The sequence below is a fragment of the Candidatus Bandiella numerosa genome (genome assembly GCF_021811875.1).
GTDB lineage: Bacteria > Pseudomonadota > Alphaproteobacteria > Rickettsiales > Midichloriaceae > Aquirickettsia > Aquirickettsia numerosa_A.
The window spans coordinates 1-16,560 of the sequence record NZ_JAJBJD010000004.1 but is presented as its reverse complement, the minus strand read 5'-3'; the positions used below and the strand labels follow the sequence as shown (position 1 = coordinate 16,560).

Annotated in this window: 27 protein-coding genes and 2 tRNA genes; 3 read left to right on the top strand and 26 right to left on the bottom strand. The window is 32.5% G+C overall.

Annotated features, from left to right (window positions below; genetic code table 11):
* Positions 1–341 precede the first annotated feature (341 nt).
* From L8D11_RS00430 to L8D11_RS00315, 24 genes are all read right to left on the bottom strand, one after another.
* Positions 342–995 carry an adenylate kinase gene (locus L8D11_RS00430; protein ID WP_236869707.1) on the bottom strand — a complete coding sequence of 218 codons (654 nt, stop codon included), beginning with the start codon at positions 993–995 and terminating at the stop codon, positions 342–344.
* Entirely contained in the window at positions 995–2,326 is a 1,332-nt protein-coding gene (gene secY, locus L8D11_RS00425; protein WP_236869706.1) for a preprotein translocase subunit SecY, read from the bottom strand. Before secY ends, L8D11_RS00430 begins: the two co-directional genes overlap by 1 nt.
* Before the next feature lie 16 nt (positions 2,327–2,342).
* Positions 2,343–2,789 carry a 50S ribosomal protein L15 gene (rplO, locus tag L8D11_RS00420; RefSeq protein WP_236869705.1) on the bottom strand — a complete coding sequence of 149 codons (447 nt, stop codon included), beginning with the start codon at positions 2,787–2,789 and terminating at the stop codon, positions 2,343–2,345.
* Between the two features lie 15 nt (positions 2,790–2,804).
* Entirely contained in the window at positions 2,805–3,332 is a 528-nt protein-coding gene (gene rpsE, locus L8D11_RS00415; protein WP_236869704.1) for a 30S ribosomal protein S5, read from the bottom strand.
* Complete coding sequence (gene rplR / locus L8D11_RS00410; protein ID WP_236869703.1) at positions 3,332–3,691, bottom strand: 50S ribosomal protein L18; 360 nt, start codon at positions 3,689–3,691, stop codon at positions 3,332–3,334. The genes rpsE and rplR overlap by 1 nt, the downstream gene beginning before the upstream one ends.
* A 16-nt stretch (positions 3,692–3,707) precedes the next feature.
* Positions 3,708–4,238 carry a 50S ribosomal protein L6 gene (gene rplF, locus L8D11_RS00405; RefSeq protein ID WP_236869702.1) on the bottom strand — a complete coding sequence of 177 codons (531 nt, stop codon included), beginning with the start codon at positions 4,236–4,238 and terminating at the stop codon, positions 3,708–3,710.
* An 8-nt stretch (positions 4,239–4,246) separates the two neighbouring features.
* A complete protein-coding gene (gene rpsH / locus L8D11_RS00400; RefSeq protein ID WP_236869701.1) occupies positions 4,247–4,651 on the bottom strand; it encodes a 30S ribosomal protein S8 in 405 nt (134 codons plus the stop codon).
* 19 nt (positions 4,652–4,670) lie between these two features.
* Positions 4,671–4,976 (bottom strand): 30S ribosomal protein S14, encoded by a 306-nt coding sequence (gene rpsN, locus L8D11_RS00395; RefSeq protein WP_236869700.1) that lies wholly within the window; start codon positions 4,974–4,976, stop codon positions 4,671–4,673.
* Between the two features lie 18 nt (positions 4,977–4,994).
* Positions 4,995–5,540 (bottom strand): 50S ribosomal protein L5, encoded by a 546-nt coding sequence (gene rplE / locus L8D11_RS00390; protein WP_236869699.1) that lies wholly within the window; start codon positions 5,538–5,540, stop codon positions 4,995–4,997.
* Positions 5,541–5,542: 2 nt separating this feature from the next.
* The gene (gene rplX / locus L8D11_RS00385; protein ID WP_236869698.1) at positions 5,543–5,872 is read right to left on the bottom strand and encodes a 50S ribosomal protein L24; all 330 of its coding nucleotides are present in this window, start codon (positions 5,870–5,872) and stop codon (positions 5,543–5,545) included.
* Position 5,873: 1 nt separating this feature from the next.
* Positions 5,874–6,242 carry a 50S ribosomal protein L14 gene (gene rplN / locus L8D11_RS00380; protein WP_236869697.1) on the bottom strand — a complete coding sequence of 123 codons (369 nt, stop codon included), beginning with the start codon at positions 6,240–6,242 and terminating at the stop codon, positions 5,874–5,876.
* 2 nt (positions 6,243–6,244) lie between these two features.
* Positions 6,245–6,484, bottom strand: coding sequence for a 30S ribosomal protein S17 (gene rpsQ, locus L8D11_RS00375; RefSeq protein ID WP_236869696.1), 240 nt, complete (start codon positions 6,482–6,484; stop codon positions 6,245–6,247).
* A 5-nt stretch (positions 6,485–6,489) separates the two neighbouring features.
* On the bottom strand, positions 6,490–6,687 hold the full coding sequence (gene rpmC, locus L8D11_RS00370) for a 50S ribosomal protein L29 (protein ID WP_236869695.1): 198 nt from the start codon (positions 6,685–6,687) through the stop codon (positions 6,490–6,492).
* Position 6,688: 1 nt separating this feature from the next.
* On the bottom strand, positions 6,689–7,108 hold the full coding sequence (gene rplP, locus L8D11_RS00365) for a 50S ribosomal protein L16 (RefSeq protein WP_236869708.1): 420 nt from the start codon (positions 7,106–7,108) through the stop codon (positions 6,689–6,691).
* Positions 7,080–7,763 (bottom strand): 30S ribosomal protein S3, encoded by a 684-nt coding sequence (gene rpsC / locus L8D11_RS00360; protein WP_236869694.1) that lies wholly within the window; start codon positions 7,761–7,763, stop codon positions 7,080–7,082. The genes rplP and rpsC overlap by 29 nt, the downstream gene beginning before the upstream one ends.
* A gap of 1 nt (position 7,764) precedes the next feature.
* Positions 7,765–8,145 (bottom strand): 50S ribosomal protein L22, encoded by a 381-nt coding sequence (gene rplV, locus L8D11_RS00355; protein ID WP_236869693.1) that lies wholly within the window; start codon positions 8,143–8,145, stop codon positions 7,765–7,767.
* Entirely contained in the window at positions 8,120–8,389 is a 270-nt protein-coding gene (rpsS, locus tag L8D11_RS00350) for a 30S ribosomal protein S19 (RefSeq protein WP_236869692.1), read from the bottom strand. Before rpsS ends, rplV begins: the two co-directional genes overlap by 26 nt.
* A 14-nt stretch (positions 8,390–8,403) precedes the next feature.
* Positions 8,404–9,234, bottom strand: coding sequence for a 50S ribosomal protein L2 (rplB, locus tag L8D11_RS00345; protein ID WP_236869691.1), 831 nt, complete (start codon positions 9,232–9,234; stop codon positions 8,404–8,406).
* Between the two features lie 3 nt (positions 9,235–9,237).
* The gene (gene rplW / locus L8D11_RS00340) at positions 9,238–9,531 is read right to left on the bottom strand and encodes a 50S ribosomal protein L23 (protein WP_236869690.1); all 294 of its coding nucleotides are present in this window, start codon (positions 9,529–9,531) and stop codon (positions 9,238–9,240) included.
* Positions 9,528–10,148, bottom strand: coding sequence for a 50S ribosomal protein L4 (gene rplD, locus L8D11_RS00335; protein WP_236869689.1), 621 nt, complete (start codon positions 10,146–10,148; stop codon positions 9,528–9,530). The genes rplW and rplD overlap by 4 nt, the downstream gene beginning before the upstream one ends.
* Before the next feature lie 15 nt (positions 10,149–10,163).
* On the bottom strand, positions 10,164–10,817 hold the full coding sequence (gene rplC, locus L8D11_RS00330) for a 50S ribosomal protein L3 (protein WP_236869688.1): 654 nt from the start codon (positions 10,815–10,817) through the stop codon (positions 10,164–10,166).
* Positions 10,804–11,136, bottom strand: coding sequence for a 30S ribosomal protein S10 (rpsJ, locus tag L8D11_RS00325; RefSeq protein WP_236869687.1), 333 nt, complete (start codon positions 11,134–11,136; stop codon positions 10,804–10,806). Before rpsJ ends, rplC begins: the two co-directional genes overlap by 14 nt.
* A gap of 17 nt (positions 11,137–11,153) precedes the next feature.
* Positions 11,154–12,335 carry an elongation factor Tu gene (gene tuf / locus L8D11_RS00320; protein ID WP_236869686.1) on the bottom strand — a complete coding sequence of 394 codons (1,182 nt, stop codon included), beginning with the start codon at positions 12,333–12,335 and terminating at the stop codon, positions 11,154–11,156.
* Between the two features lie 47 nt (positions 12,336–12,382).
* A tRNA-Gly gene (locus L8D11_RS00315) sits at positions 12,383–12,456 on the bottom strand.
* A 279-nt stretch (positions 12,457–12,735) separates the two neighbouring features.
* Here L8D11_RS00315 and L8D11_RS00310 point away from each other — a divergent pair.
* Both L8D11_RS00310 and L8D11_RS00305 read left to right on the top strand, forming a co-directional pair.
* On the top strand, positions 12,736–13,665 hold the full coding sequence (locus L8D11_RS00310) for a class I fructose-bisphosphate aldolase (protein WP_236869685.1): 930 nt from the start codon (positions 12,736–12,738) through the stop codon (positions 13,663–13,665).
* 176 nt (positions 13,666–13,841) lie between these two features.
* A tRNA-Tyr gene (locus L8D11_RS00305) sits at positions 13,842–13,927 on the top strand.
* A 184-nt stretch (positions 13,928–14,111) separates the two neighbouring features.
* On the opposite strand, the gene mltA is transcribed toward L8D11_RS00305, so the two are convergent.
* Both mltA and L8D11_RS00295 read right to left on the bottom strand, forming a co-directional pair.
* Positions 14,112–15,257 carry a murein transglycosylase A gene (mltA, locus tag L8D11_RS00300; RefSeq protein WP_236869684.1) on the bottom strand — a complete coding sequence of 382 codons (1,146 nt, stop codon included), beginning with the start codon at positions 15,255–15,257 and terminating at the stop codon, positions 14,112–14,114.
* A complete protein-coding gene (locus tag L8D11_RS00295) occupies positions 15,254–15,895 on the bottom strand; it encodes a Tim44/TimA family putative adaptor protein (protein ID WP_236869683.1) in 642 nt (213 codons plus the stop codon). The genes mltA and L8D11_RS00295 overlap by 4 nt, the downstream gene beginning before the upstream one ends.
* A gap of 113 nt (positions 15,896–16,008) precedes the next feature.
* Between L8D11_RS00295 and secB the strand changes: the two genes are divergently transcribed.
* Entirely contained in the window at positions 16,009–16,473 is a 465-nt protein-coding gene (gene secB, locus L8D11_RS00290; RefSeq protein ID WP_236869682.1) for a protein-export chaperone SecB, read from the top strand.
* Positions 16,474–16,560: the final 87 nt, after the last annotated feature.

The following is a 16,560-nucleotide window of genomic DNA, read 5'->3' as shown; positions in this document are numbered from 1 at the left end:
CTAATATCCAAAGAGAGAATTTTCAAAAAGCTAAATTTATTTGGGATGAAGCTATCCAAGAGATAGCTGCTGCCTAAAATTTAAGGGTCAGGGTTGTGTTGCGGCCATATTTCCATTAACTTGACGGAGCCCTTGACGGAGCCATCTTTTCTTATATTTGTTTTTTTTTGATTCTATATTTTTTCTTTTTTTTATTCAATCGCATAATTCTATTCTCATTTTAACTTGACGGTGCCCCTTGCCTCAAACAAAGCATCACGCTATGTAACAGGTAGCATCATCACCGTTGATGGCGGAATTTCTTGGGGAGGTTCAATTTAAAAAAGCCAGAAGTGGTAACTTCATGATTGATCAATAAAAGAGGCTATTTTATCATGTATAGTACTGATGCCCTGCTTGGCTTCAATGGGATAGTAATTTTTGCGCTTTTTATAATATTGAATTAGCGGCTTCGTTTGATGCAAATATGCATCCAATCTTAATTTTATCACCTCTATTTTGTCATCATTTCTAATATAAAAATTTTGACCAAGACATTTATCGCACGTACCTTTTACTTTAGTAGGATTGGTAACAGAGTTATAACTTTGATTGCAATTTGAACAATATACCCTAGCTGATAACCTTTTTAATATTTCATTTTCAGGTAAATTTAAGCTTACAATATAAGGCTCGGTTAAATTATTTTTAACACAAATTAAATCAAGCTTCTTTGCTTGTGCAATTGTTCTAGGAAATCCATCTAAAATAAATCCACTAAAATTTTTGTTATCCATCTTTAGTTCGTCTTCCACTAAGCTACAAACTATATCATCAGAAACCAACTCACCTTGATCAATGATTGCCTCAACTTCCATTCCCAAGCTTGTTTTTTGCTTGATAGCTCTTCTTAAAATCTCCCCTGTAGATAATATTTTTAAATGATATCTATCCGCTAATAATTTTGCTTGAGTACCTTTACCCACACCAGGTGCACCCAATAAAACTATTATCATTACCTACGCCTCATCATATTAGTCTTTTTCATCAAATTCACATATTTACTACTTAATAAATGTGATTGAATTTGCGAGCTCAAATCTAACACTACGCTGATAACTATTAAAATACTCGTACCGCCTAAATAGAAAGGCATACTAAATTGATAAGTTAAAACTTCTGGTACTGCACAAATTATTGCTATATACAAAGCTCCGATCACAGTAATTCTTGTTAAAATATATTGTAGATATTCTTTAGTCTGGTTTCCAGGCCTTCTGCCAACAATAATGGCACCACTTTTTCTTAAATTTTCGGCAGTTTCTTCTGGATTAAACACAATTGTACTGTAAAAAAAACAGAAAAATATTATAAAGAGTATATATAGCGCAACATATAGCGGTTTCCCCTGAGATAAATAACTTTCGACAAATTTGCGCCATCCATTAGTTTCTGCACCCACGTTAAAACCAGCTATTGTGGCAGGAAATAATAATAGTGCATTGGCAAATATCGGTGGTATTACTCCAGACACATTAACTTTCATTGGTAAATGTGTTGAATCTCCAGCATATATTTTCTTTCCAATTTGCTTTCTAGGATATTGTACTACTAATTTTCTTTGAGCCTTCTCCATGAACACCACAAAAACAACCATAAATACAACAACTGCAAAGCATAATAATAAAAATGGAGTTGAGACGATATTATTTTTTCCCATCTCTAATAATGAAAATACAGAAGGTAACAAACCTGAAACTATACCTGCAAAAATTATAACTGAGCTTCCATTTCCAATTCCTTTTGTATTTATTTGATCCGCAAACCAAACGACAACTATTGTTCCTCCCATAAGGCTAAACATTGTAACAATTCTAAAATAAATTCCAGGATCACTTATTAACGCAACACCATTATGATTAAGCGATTCAATCCCAATCGCTATACCATACCCTTGAAATAAAGCTAGGATAACTGATAAATATTTTGAATATTGATTTATTTTCTGTCTACCAGCTTCACCTGATTTTCTAAGCTCACTAAATTCTTTGGATAATGCCGTCATTAATTGCATAATTATTGAAGCAGTTATGTATGGCATAATGTTTAAGGTAAATATAGACATCCTGCCAAGCGCACCACCTGTTAATACGTTAAACATTCCTAAAATTCCTTTAGCCTGCTCTTTGACAATACTGTCCAAAATCATTAAATTAACTCCAGGAAGCGGTATGTAAGTTCCGAATCTATAAATAATTAAAATCAATATAACAAAAAAAATCTTTTTGCCTAACTCTCCGCCACCCATTATAGGATTACCAAAATTTTGGCTCTGCTGATTTTTCATTTTTATTATCTTTGACTTATACTAATTTGATAGCTGAACCATTTTTTGAAGCATTTTCAATCAACTTCTTAGAAGCATTGTTCACTTCTATATTAAACTTTTGTTCAAATACTCCTTTTCCAAGTAACTTCAATTTTTCTTTTTTAGAATTAAATAAACCTAATTTCTCTATATCTTCTAATTTAATATCTTGCGTAAGCTTTTGGTTTTTAATTAAATAATTTATCTGATATAAATTAATAATTTTATATACTTGTTTATTAATAGGGTTAAATCCTCTTTTAGGTAATCTCCTATATATAGGCATTTGACCTCCCTCAAATCCATTTAAAGCAACACCACTTCTCGCAGTTTGTCCTTTTCCACCTCTACCACATGTCTTACCTTTTCCAGAAGCTATTCCTCTTCCCAGACATTTCCTTTTTTTTCTCGCTCCTATATTTCCTTTTAACTGATTCAACATAACATTATACCATCTTTAAGTTTTTTCTCGTTGACTAGCAATTTCAACTATCTTTTTTCCTCTTTTATCTGCAATCATTTTAGGTGTACTAGTATTTCTAAGCCCCATAATAACTGCTTTCACAATATTATGAGGATTATTTGAACCAATTGACTTAGCCACAATATCCTTAATACCTAAGACTTCAAATAATGGCCTTGTTGATCCTCCTGCTATAATACCAGTACCAGCTGGAGCAGCTCTCATTATTACCTTTCCAGAACAATATTTACCAATAGTATCATGATGTAAAGTCCTTCCTTCCCTCAGTGGAATTCTAAACATGCTTCTTCTTGCTTCTCCCAATGCTTTTGCCTTAGCATCCATTACCTCAGTAGCCTTTCCTAAACCGTATCCTACTTTTCCTTTTTTATCTCCGACTACTACAATGACCGAAAAACTAAATTTTCTCCCCCCTTTGGTAACAGAAGTACATCTGTTTACTTTAACTAATTTTTCTACAATTTCTGTGTTACTATTATTATTTACCATTTTGTCAGCCATTAAAAATTTAACCCGTTTTTCCTTGCACTGTCAGCAAAAGCCTTTGCTTTACCATGATACTTGAGCCTACCTCTATCAAAATACACATCTTTAATTTTTCTATCTAGTAGCATTTTAGCAAATTTTTCACCAAGCAATTCAGCAGCTTTAATATTATTTTTATTTTTAAAATCTTTGAAATCCTTATCATAGGTGGCTAAAGAAGTAATCGTCATTCTTTTACTTTCATCAATAACTTGACCATAAATATACTTATTTGAAGTATAAAAACACAATCTCAACCTATCCAAATTACCACTTTTAAGTTTAAATCTTGTTCTCTCTTTTCTTCTAATATGTTTTAACTTTTTGCTTAACATTTTTTAAAATACCAAATTATTTTTTCTTACCTTCTTTTCTTACAATCACTTCATTTTCATACTTAATCCCTTTACCTTTATAAGGCTCAGGTTTTCTTAAACTCCTAATGTCTGCACAAACTTGCCCAACAAGTTGTTTATCGCACCCAATTACCTCTATTGTATTCTTCGTACATTTAACACTAACACCTTCGGGAATGGGATAAACAATATCATGACTATATCCTAAAGCTAATATTAATAAATCACCATCCATATTAACTTTATAACCTACTCCATTAATTTCTAATTTTTTTACAAATCCATCGGTGACACCTATAACCATGTTATTTATCAATGAACGTGTCAACCCCCACAGTGATTTGACTTTTTTAGTAATTGTCTTTGGAGACAATATAATACTATCATCATTTAATTTTAAATTAATTGAATCAAACACATTCATGCTCAATTCACCCTTGGGACCTTTCACAACTAGGAAATCGTCTTCAAAATTGATTTTGACTTGACCTGGTATTTTGATCTGTTGTTTTCCTATTTTTGACATAATCTATTTTAAAAAATGTTACACAAAATTTCACCACCAGCTTTAATATCCCTGGCCTCATTGTCATTTATTATACCCTTTGAAGTTGACAATACTGTCATGCCTAATCCACCGTACATTTTATTTACATCTTTATATGATTTAAATACCTTTTTACCAGGCTTCGACACTACATTAAACTCCTTGATTACAGGACAACTGAACTTACCTTCATATTTAAGCCCCACCTTAATCATATGCACACCTTTTCTTACCTCATATTTTTCAACACTCGAAACATAGCCAGCTTTAAGCAATACATCCAAAACTTGCTCAATTTTTTTAGAACAATGCACTATTGTATATTGTTTTTTAACTAACTGCGCATTTTTAATTCTCGCTATTGTATCTGAAAGTAAATGTGTTTGTGACATATCTTTATTTCCTTTATTATTACCAACTAGCCTTAATTACACCAGGCAACTTACACTCTGATGCTAATTTCCTAAACCATATTCTGGATAACTTGAATTTTCTATAAACTCCTCTTCCCCTACCACTCAGCAAACACCTATTTCTTATTCTTGCCTTTGAACTATTCCTTGGCAACTTAGATAAATTTGCTTGAGCCTCAAATCTTTCCTCTAACGTAATTGACTTATTATTACGAATTTCTTTAAGCTCCATTCTTTTTTCTAGATTATTATTGAATAATCTAATCCTTTTTAAATTTCTCTGCACTACACTTTTTTTTGCCATGATATTTATCCTATTATTCTAATTATAAAATGGTAGATTAAATGTTTTTAGTAAAAACTTCGCTTCTTCATTACTGTTTGTAGAAGTAACTATAATAATGTTCATTCCTCTTATTTTATCAATCTTATTATAATCAACTTCAGGAAATACAATCTGCTCTTTTATTCCTAATGAAAAATTACCATTACCATCAAACTGTTTTGAACTTAACCCCTTAAAGTCCCTTACTCTTGGAAGCGCTATATTTATTAACCTATCTAAAAATTCGTACATTATAGTTTTTCTAAGTGTAACCTTACACCCAATTTTCATCCCTTCTCTTAACTTAAATGTAGCTATTGATTTTTTTGCCTTTGTTATTACGGGCTTTTGACCTGTAATAGCCATAATTTCATCATAGACTTTATCTATAACCTTAGAATCTGTCACAGCATCTTTTACAGAAACATTGATTGATATTTTTTTTAGCCTAGGGATTTGCATGTCATTTTTAAACTTAAAGTGTTCCTTTAGTTCCTTTCTACTAACCGTACTATAATGTTTTTCTAATCTTGAATTAGCCATAATTAAACTTTTTTATTATCTATCAATTCACCTGTTTTTTTCAAATATCTAACTTTCTTGCCATCTTCTAAAAATTTAAATCCTATCTTACTCACAGAATTTGTTTTTAGATCAACATGCATAATATTTGAAACATGGATTGGCATTTCCTTTTGTACAATACCACCTTCTGGATTAAATTTATTAGGCTTAGTATGTCTTTTTACAACATTTACACCACCAATAACAACTTTATTACTTTTTGGTATAAAACTGATAATTTCAGAAATCTTACCTTTGTCCTTGCCAGTTATCACCTTAACTTTATCGCTCTTTTTAAATTTATTTGCCATTTTACGTTACCTCTGGGGCTAATGAAATTATTTTCAAATAATTTTTTTCTCTAAGTTCTCTCGGAATAATTCCGAATATTCTAGTACCAATTAACTCTCCCTGCTTATCAAGCAATACAACGGCATTATCAAAAAACCTAATTACTACGGCATCCTTCCTTCTCTTTTCCTTTCTAGTTCTTACGACCACTGCGTGAAACACTTCTCCCTCTTTAACTTTGTCAGATACAGCAGCTTTCTTAATAGAGACAACAATCTTATCTCCAATACTTGCGGACATCTTTTTACTTCCACCAAGAACCTTAATACACTGTACTAATTTAGCTCCAGTGTTATCTGCCACATTTAGTTTCGTACCCATCTGTATCATAATTAATCCTTATCACTTAACAAAATTTGCCATTTTTTTAGCTTAGATATAGGTTTACTTTCTATTATTTTAACCTTATCACCAATATTCAAAACATTATTCTCATCGTGAGCTAAATATTTTTTGCTTCTCTTAATAATCTTTTTATACTTTTTATGCAATACTTTTCTCTCCACCAACACAGTTACCGTCTTATCAGCTTTATTATTTAACACAATACCTTCTAATACTTTTTTTGACATAATAATTAACTATTTTTATCTTTAATTTTATTTAATGCGGTAAAAATTCTCGCTATGCTCTTTTTGACAACCTTTATTCTGGAAGTATTGTTCAGTTCGCCTAAAACTTTTTGAAATCTCAAATTAAAGTACTCATTTTTATACTTAAGTAATTCATTTTGTAAAGCATTATTATCTAAATTATTAATTTCATGAAATTTCATTTTAAACTCCCTCTTCTATATTTCTAATTACTTTTGTTTTTATTGGCAATTTTGCAGCAGCTCTTGAAAAAGCCTCTATAGCTTGCTCTTCAGTTACTGAATCAAGTTCAAATAAAATTCTACCTGGCTTAACTCTACAAGCCCAAAATTCCGGAGAACCTTTTCCCTTACCCATCCTGACATCAGCAGGCTTTTTACTTACTGGAATATCTGGAAAAATCCTTATCCATAATTTACCAGCTCTTCTTAAATGTCTATTAATAGCTTTTCTCGCAGATTCAATTTGCTTTTCCTGAATCCTTTCCGGCTCCAACGCTTTAAGAGCAAATTTACCAAAAGCAATCTTAAAACCACCTTTGGCTTTTCCATGAATTCTTCCTTTAAAAGCTTTTCTAAATTTTGTTTTCTTTGGATGTAATATCATTTTTCTCTACTGTATTATTTTTTAAATTATCAAGCATATCTCCCTTATATATCCATACCTTTACTCCTATCAGACCATATATTGTATGAGCCTCTGCCATATCATAACTAACTATTGCCCTAAGTGTATGAAGTGGAACTCTACCTTCTTTATACCATTCTGTTCTTGCTATTTCAGCTCCACCCAAACGTCCAGAAACGCTTATTTTAACTCCCTTTGCTCCCATTTTCATAGCATTCGATATAGCCCTTTTTACAGCTTTTCTAAAAGAGACCCTTTTTTCTAATTGCTCTGCTACAGTTTTTGCTACAAGTAATGGCTCTGTCTCAGCTTTTCGCACCTCTGTAATATTTATGATTATCTCATTAGAAGTTATTTTTGCTATATCTTCTTTAATTTTTGCCACATCAACACCCTTTTTACCTATTACTACACCAGGCCTTGATGAATGAATATTTATCATAATCTTATTAGCTGGGCGCTCTACACAAACTTTACTTACACCTGCATAATTCAACTTATCAAAAATCATACCTCTAATTTTAATATCTTCATGCAATTTTTTAGCATAATCTTTTTTGCTATACCATGATGAATCCCATGTAGATACAATTCCTAATCTAAAGCTATTTGGATTTACTTTTTGTCCCATATTAACCTCTTTCCTCTACAATTATTGTAACTTTACTAAATGGCTTTACTATTCTATTTATTCTACCCCTCGCTCTAACCATTGAACGCTTTAAGGTTAAGGATTTACCAATCCTAACTTCCTTTACATATAATTTGTCTATATCTAATCCATGATTATTTTGTGAATTAGCTATTGCAGATTTAAGGATATTTTGCAATTGCTTTGATGCTTTTCTTTTACAAAATTCAAGTTGCAATATTGCTTCATTAACATTCTCTTTCCTTATAAGATCCGCAATAATGTTCAATTTCTGAACACTTGATTTCACCAATTTATCTGTTGCTTTAACTTGCATAAATTCACTAATATAATAATTATTTTCTGTTATTTCCGTGACCATTAAATGTTCTAGTAGGAGAAAATTCTCCAAGCTTTTTACCTACCATTTTTTCGTTAACCAAAACTTGAATAAACTTCTTTCCATTATGCACAGAAAATGTTAATCCAACAAAATTTGGCAAAATAGTAGATTTTCTTGACCATGTTTTGATTGCAACAAATTTTCCACCAACAACTACATCATTTACTTTTTTTAGCAATTTAGGATCAACAAACGGTCCTTTCCAAACTGATCTATTACTCATAATTCATTCACTTATTATTTATTTTTTTTATGTCTGCTTTTTATTATAAACTTATCTGTTCGTTTATTATTTCTAGTCTTAAATCCTTTTGTTGGCTTACCCCAAGCAGACACAGGATGTCTACCACCCGATGTTTTACCTTCACCACCACCATGCGGATGATCGACCGGGTTTTTCGCAACACCCCTTACTTTAGGCCTAAAACCCAACCATCTTTTTCTTCCTGCTTTACCAAGTTTTACATTTTTCTTATCAGCATTTGAAACTGTTCCTATAGTTGCTTTGCATTCCCCTTCAACAATTCTAACTTCACCTGAGCGAAGCTTGATGGATACTTTACCAGAATCTTTATTAACAATTGTTGCAGATGCACCAGCTGACCTAGCTAATTGAGCTCCTTTATTAGGTTTCAATTCTATATTACTAATTACTATTCCAACAGGAATGTTTTTTAACTGCATACAGTTACCGATTGCTATCTCAGCACTATTAGAAGATACAATTTTATCTCCTATTTTTAAATTTTCTAACGCTATTATATATGAGTACTCATTATCATCATATTTTATTAACGCAATATTAGCAGATCTATTTGGATCATATTCAAATCTTTCCACTGTCGCAGAAAGCTCTTTTGTTCTCTTAAAATCAATTATTCTATATTTTTTCTTAGCACCTTTTGATTTACCATAAACGGTTATTCTACCAAGATTATTCCTACCACCACTACTATTCTTACCTCTAACAAGTCCCTTTATAGGAGACCCTTTCCAAAGTCCAGATTTATCAACCAAAACAAGTTGCCTTTGAGAAGGGGTAACTGGATTATAATTTATTAATGCCATCTTTTAAACACCTTTTGAAAATTCGATTTTTTTCATATCTTTTGTTGTTACAATAGCTTTCTTAAAGCTAGCTCTCTTACCTTTTTTACCTTTAAAAACTTTTGCCTTTCCTTGGATATTAATTATATTCACACTTTTCACTTCTACATTAAAAATATGCTCAACTGCTTTTTTAATTTGAGCTTTATTACTATCTGAACTCACAATGAACACATATTTACCCAAAGATTCAAGACTATTACTTTTCTCTGTTAACAGAGGCATTTTAATAATATCATACATATCTAATTTTATCACTTAAACCTCGCTAATATACCATTAAATGCATCTTCAGAAAAATGTATTTTATCATGCCTTATTATATCTAACACATTTATTCCAGCTAAACATAGTCTGTCAACTTTATGATTATTTCCAATAGATTTTACAAAATTATCATCAAAATTACTATCTATAAACAGCGTTTTTTGTGATGATAATTTATCTCCGTACATCTTTGAAAAATCTTTAAATTTATATGTATCAACTTTTAAGTGCTCGTGTACAGTAATAGATTTATCTCTATATTTCAATGCTAAAGCATTCAACAATGCTATTTTTTTTACCTTTTTATTAACCTTATAGTCATACACTTTATTTTTACTTGGCCCAAATATTATTCCTCCACCCACAAACTGCGCACCCCTTATACTACCATGCCTCGCTTTACCAGTACCTTTTTGCTTATAAATTTTTCTCGTTGAACCTTTTACTTCTGAAATTCCCTTAGCATGACTTATAGGCGATCTTTTTTTTGCCTGCTGCCATAAAACTAATTGATGAATTAAATCGTACCTAATATCCTTAATGTCAAAAATATTTGCATCAATCTTTCTTAAAACCTTATTTTCAGAGCTCAATACTTCTAAATACATATCATACCTCAATAATTAACATGGTAACGCTTTTTTGATAGCATCCCTTATATACAAATATCCATTTTTGTTACCAGGTACCGCACCTTTAACCAGCAAAACATTTAATTCACTATCAATATCTACTATAAGAATATTCTGCTTAGTTACCTTTTCACCACCTAATCGCCCAGCCATTTTTTTACCCTTAAATACCTTTCCTGGATCTTGACATTGCCCAGTTGAACCAGCTGATCTATGACTTATTGAAACACCATGAGAAGCTTCTAATCCCCTAAAATTATGCCTTTTCATAACACCTGCATAACCCTTACCTATAGATGTACCAGTAATATCAACATATTGCCCTTTTTTGAAGTGATTAACATTTATTATATCACCTACTTTCAGCGCATATTTTTTATTAATAGAAAATTCCTTGATTTTCTTTTTTGGCGCTACCTTTGCTTTTTCAAATATACCTCTAATGCTTTTTGATAATCTCTGCATTTTTTGATCAAATGCCGCTATTTGCAAACTATCATAGCCATTTTTTTCTTCATTTTTCACTGATAATACAACATTCTCATCTACATGAAGCACAGTAACAGGGACAACTTCTCCATTATCTTTAAAAATTTGAGTCATACCTATTTTTTTAGCTATAACACCACATCTACTTTCCTTCATTTTCAGCTCCCTTCATTTTAATTTGAATATCCACACCAGCTGCTATATCCAATTTCATTAATGCATCTACAGTTTGAGGAGAAGCTTCAATAATTAAAAATCTTGAATGATCTCTAATTTCAAACTGCTCTCTGGATTTTTTATCAATATGCGTCGATCTATTAACTGTAAACCTACTAATTTTTCTAGGCATTGGTATTGGCCCTTTATATCTAGCACCAATTCTGGAAATAGTATCTACTATCTCACTAACAGCCTTATCCAAAACCCTTGGCTCAAAAGCTTTTAATTTTAATTCTATAGATTGCTGAAAACTCATATCAAGGACCCCATAAATTATTTAATAACTTCAGCAACAACACCAGCACCAACAGTCTTACCGCCTTCTCTGATTGCAAACTTTAAACCTTTATCCATTGCTATTGGCGATATCAATTCCACAACTATCTCTGTGTTATCTCCTGGCATTACCATCTCCACTCCTTCTTTCAATTCTACAGTTCCTGTTACATCCGTTGTTCTAAAATAAAACTGTGGCCTGTAATTCTTGAAAAACGGTGTGTGCCTTCCTCCTTCTTCTTTCTTAAGTACATACACTTCTGCTTTAAACTTAGTATGCGGCGTTATACTTCCTGGCTTCGCTAACACTTGCCCTCTTTCCACCTCTTCCTTCGCTATCCCTCTTAGCAATAACCCTGCATTATCTCCTGCCATCCCTTCTTCAAGCTCCTTCTTGAACATTTCCACGCCTGTGCATTTTGTCTTCTTACTCTCCTTCCTTATCCCCACTATCTCTACTTCTTCTCCTACTTTTATTTTCCCTTGCTCTATCCTTCCTGTCACCACTGTACCACGCCCTGATATTGAAAATACATCCTCTATTGGCATTAAAAATGGTTTTTCTATATCTCTTTTTGGCATTGGTATTGCTTCATCCACTACCTTCATCAACTCTCTTATTGCCTTCTCTCCTAATTCCGTTCCGTCTTCTGTTAATGCCTTCAGTGCCGACCCTCTAACCACTCTTGCCGCATCTCCATCAAATCCATACTTTGTCAATAACTCTCTCACTTCCATTTCTACTAATTCTAATAACTCTTCATCTTCCACCATATCTACCTTGTTCAGGAATACTACTAGCGTTCCTATCCCCACTTGCTTTGCTAACAATATATGCTCTCTTGTTTGTGGCATCGGTCCATCTACTGCACTCACTACTAATATCGCACCATCCATCTGTGCTGCACCTGTTATCATATTCTTCACATAATCCGCATGCCCAGGACAGTCCACGTGTGCATAATGCCTTCCTTCTGTTTCATACTCCACATGCGCTGAATTTATTGTTATCCCTCTTTCTTTCTCCTCTGGCGCTTTATCTATCTCATCATATCTTATCGCTCTCTTCCCAAAATACTTCGTTATCGCCGCCGTTAACGTCGTCTTCCCATGGTCCACATGCCCTATCGTCCCTGTGTTTACGTGCGGTTTAGTTCTCTCAAATTTTCCTTCTGCCATTTTTTCGTTCTCCTTTTTTATTTTTCTTGGTCAACACATATGCATTATGGAGCGGATGACGGGAATCGAACCCACATAACCAGCTTGGAAGGCTGGGGCTCTACCATTGAGCTACATCCGCTAAAAAGCCACGACCTATGTTTTATATGAAAGTCTTACATTTAGTTTTCTATTATGTCAACAATTTTGGGATACTCTAAGGGGTATTGTTGAGGTTAGGGGATAAGAAATTTGTTATAGCCAGTGTATTACTGGGTTCCAAATTAACTATATTTGATACTTCAATTTCGCACCCTTATTTTTTGCACCCCTTATTGCAAATTGCTGATATAAATTTTTTATGTTGAAAATGCGTTAACATTCAAATAGCATCCAGAAAAAGATTTTAGGGTAATATCTTATGCACCTCACCAACAATGTAAAAAAGATTTTAAAGGGTTATGAAAGTGAATCACCTGCTGTGAAGTCTAATTTAGTAAGAATATTAATGAATGGTAAATTGGCTGGAACTGGAAAAATGCTAATTCTACCAGTTGATCAAGGTTTTGAACATGGTCCAGCAAAAAGCTTCTCTATGAATCCAGTAGCGTATGATCCTGAATATCATATAAAATTAGCACTAGATGCAGGGTTAAACGCATATGCTGCACCCAAGGGAATGCTTGAAGCAATCTCTGACGAATTTCGTGGAACAATACCCTTGATACTCAAAGCCAATAGCTCAAATTCCTTAATGAGTAAGGATATTGAGCCAAATCAATCTATTATAGCAAATGTGCAGGATGCCATTTATTTAGGATGTACTGCAATAGGTTTTACTATATATCCAGGATCAGATAGCTCACTTGAGATGATACAAGAAATTTCCGAAATGATTTCTGAGGCCAAGGCACATGGACTTGCAACCGTTGTATGGTCATATCCAAGAGGAGGAGATTTAACCAAAAAAGGTGAAACCGCATTAGATGTTATCGCCTATGCAACACATATTGCAGCTTTAATTGGAGCTAATATAATTAAAGTAAAATTGCCTTCTGAGGATATAGAAGATAAATCAGCAGTAAGTATTTACTCAAAGGAAATGCATGAGTTTAAAAATTTAACGAATCGTGTTGCGCACATAATGAAAACAGCTTTTGATGGAAAAAGGTTAGTAGTATTTTCAGGAGGTACTTCAAAAAATGAAGATGAGCTATACAATGAAGCAAAAGCTATTAATCAAGGTGGAGGTAATGGCTCTATAATTGGTAGAAATAGTTTCCAAAGACCATATAAAGAAGCTGTTGAATTATTATCAAATATCATAAAAATTTACTTAAGCGCTAGATAAAAACTAGAGCGGTATTGCAAATAGGCATAAAAATGGATAGAGTCCTTGGACCAATACAAGGCAAAGGATGAATATAGCCATATTTAATAACCTTCATATTATTATGATTTATTCAGCTTGTATTTTTATTAAAAATATGGTTCAATCCAACTTGTTAATTTGGTTCCTTACAAACCGGAGGGATGGCCGAGTGGACAATGGCAGCAGACTGTAAATCTGCCCGCATTTGCGTACGCAGGTTCGAATCCTGCTCCCTCCACCAATATTGTCGGCCACTGCAGTTTTTGATGACATTTAGCGATAAGGCAGTGCGCCCCTGAATAATCTAGGCAGATTATTCATTCTTCACTGCAATATTTGTTTCTTCCTGACACTCCATATTTATGATTTTTATAGATTTTTAAGATTGTATCAAATTATCAAGTATTTATTTAACATTACCAGCCCTAATGCGTTTGATAGTAGCTTGGTATCTTAACACTTTTTGGAAATAATGCATATTGTCTTCCTTTGTTGTTCATGTAGCATGCTAACTCCTCACCTCTTTTCCCATGTCCAAAAAATATATCACCTCTGATAGCGCCCTTTATAGCACCTCCAGTATCTTGAGTTATAAATAATCTTCTATATTTCCTATCTGTATAATTCCTTGTTTTGGGTAGTGATGTGTCAATCCAAACTGGTGTTCCATAAGGATAAATAGCCTTGTCTAAAGCGATAGATCGCTCAGGTGTAAGCGGTATTCCTTGAGCAGCAATCGGCCCATCACCGTTGATTTTTCTAAAAAACACATATGATTGATTTCGTTCGATAATTTTTTTACCATCACTTGGATTTCGATGTAGCCACTCAATCATGTCAAGTGCAGAATTAATACCAGTTGCATTATATTCTTTGAAGTAGGGGCCAATAGATTTATACTCAAACCCATTTTGTCCAGCGTAGCCTAAACGAATTAATCTCCCATCATTTAGTTTGATTCTGCCAGATCCTTGGATGTGCATGAAGTATAATCTCGCATAATTATCGACCCATAGAATTTCTAAATTTTTTCCTTTTAGAGAGCCATTATTTATTGATGAATGAGAAAGATGACTCTTGCGTTGATGTTGAGAAAGATTTTTGGGAGGCATATAAACTGGATGGCTACATCTCCTGGTCTTTATAGTACTTCCATTTATCTCAATTTCATAATAACCAGTAAATTTACCAATTGCGTTATTTTGTCCATCTAGTACTGTATACGGCGTAAACCATTTTTCAAAAAAATCCTTAGCTTGTTCGTTTGTTTTAATTTTTTTGTTGTTTAAATCATGGCAAATTCTCTTCCAATTTATTGCAGTGCCACCTAACTGCGACAATTTACTAATTGGTTGATTATCTCCAAGTTTTATAATCTGTTTGCAAGAATTTGCAAATGTATTTAGGCTAATAAGATGAGTGTCATACCTCCATCCTACCATTTTACTGTATTCAGTTTTAACAAATTTAGCTTCCCTAACTTTGTATTTTCTTTTATAATCACCAGAACAAGAGCACAAGATGATAAAAAAAATTAATAAAAGTATGTTTTTAAATTTTAAGCATTTCATTTAGATTCAGTTTGCGTTATATGCCAAAGATTTCCTGATTTGATTTTTTTACTATAAGTCCATATGTCACGCATCGGTAAAATTTTATTCGCATTACCAAAGATTATATTTTCGTCTTTATCTCTAACAGTAATAATTTGCTCACTAATTATTTCAAGTTTAACGGAGACAGTATCGTTTATAATATTTGCATCAATTATGTTTGCTTCTTTTATTCCAACCAAGGTTACATTATATCTTATTTTCTGCGAAATTCTATCATTTACTTCTGTAATAAACTTTTCGTAAACATCTGGTGCTAAAAGTTCTTTTAAAGTTTGTATCTCACTGGAATTAAAAGCTATTAGAATCATCTTAAATGCTTTTTTTGCTCCATCGATAAAATGATTAATGCTGAAAGATTTTTCTTCTATAAGCAATTTTTCGAACACCTTTTTTACCTCTGGGGTTAAATTAGCATCCTTTATTGAAATGATTTCAAATTCCACATTTTTAACATGATTTACATGTTTTTTTAAACTATCTAATACAGGTTCTATGTGTTTGAATTGTTTTAAGTCTTTATCTTCCCTACCAAGACTTTGAAAAAGCTTGTAAACAATAAAGGCAGTAATCGCTATTAAAAAAACTAAGTCCATGGCTTCACTTTAATATATTACGAACTATTTACATACTTAAATATATATTATCTTTGTATTCTTCAAGTAAATTTGATATATTTTGTTAAATTAATAGAATTATAATTTTAATTATGTCGCAAAAATTAGGCATTAATGGTAGCGTTTTGGTTAATGCTCAATACGTCAAAGATTTATCATTTGAAAATCCAAAAGCTCCGTATAGCCTATTAAATAATGATAAACCAGAAGTGGATGTTTCAATTGATATAGGGGCTCATGGCATACAAAATGAAACATATGAAGTAGTGCTAGGTATTCAAGTTAAATCCGTTATTGAAGATGAAATTCAGTATTTGATTGATTTGAAATATGCAGGTGTTTTTACTTTAGAAAAAGATGTGAAGGATAAAGAGAAAATAATTTTTATTCAGTGTCCTAATATTATTTTTCCTTACGCTAGAAGGATTATTTCTGATCTTTCAAGAGATGGCGGCTATTTACCTTTATACATATCTCCTGTAGATTTTATGACTCTTTACAATAACAATAAACGGCACCGTCAAGTTAATGGAAATATGGCCGCAACACAACCCTGACCCTTAAATTTTAGGCAGCAGCTATCTCTTGGATAGCTTCATCCCAAATAAATTTAGCTTTTTGAAAATTCTCTCTTTGGATATTAG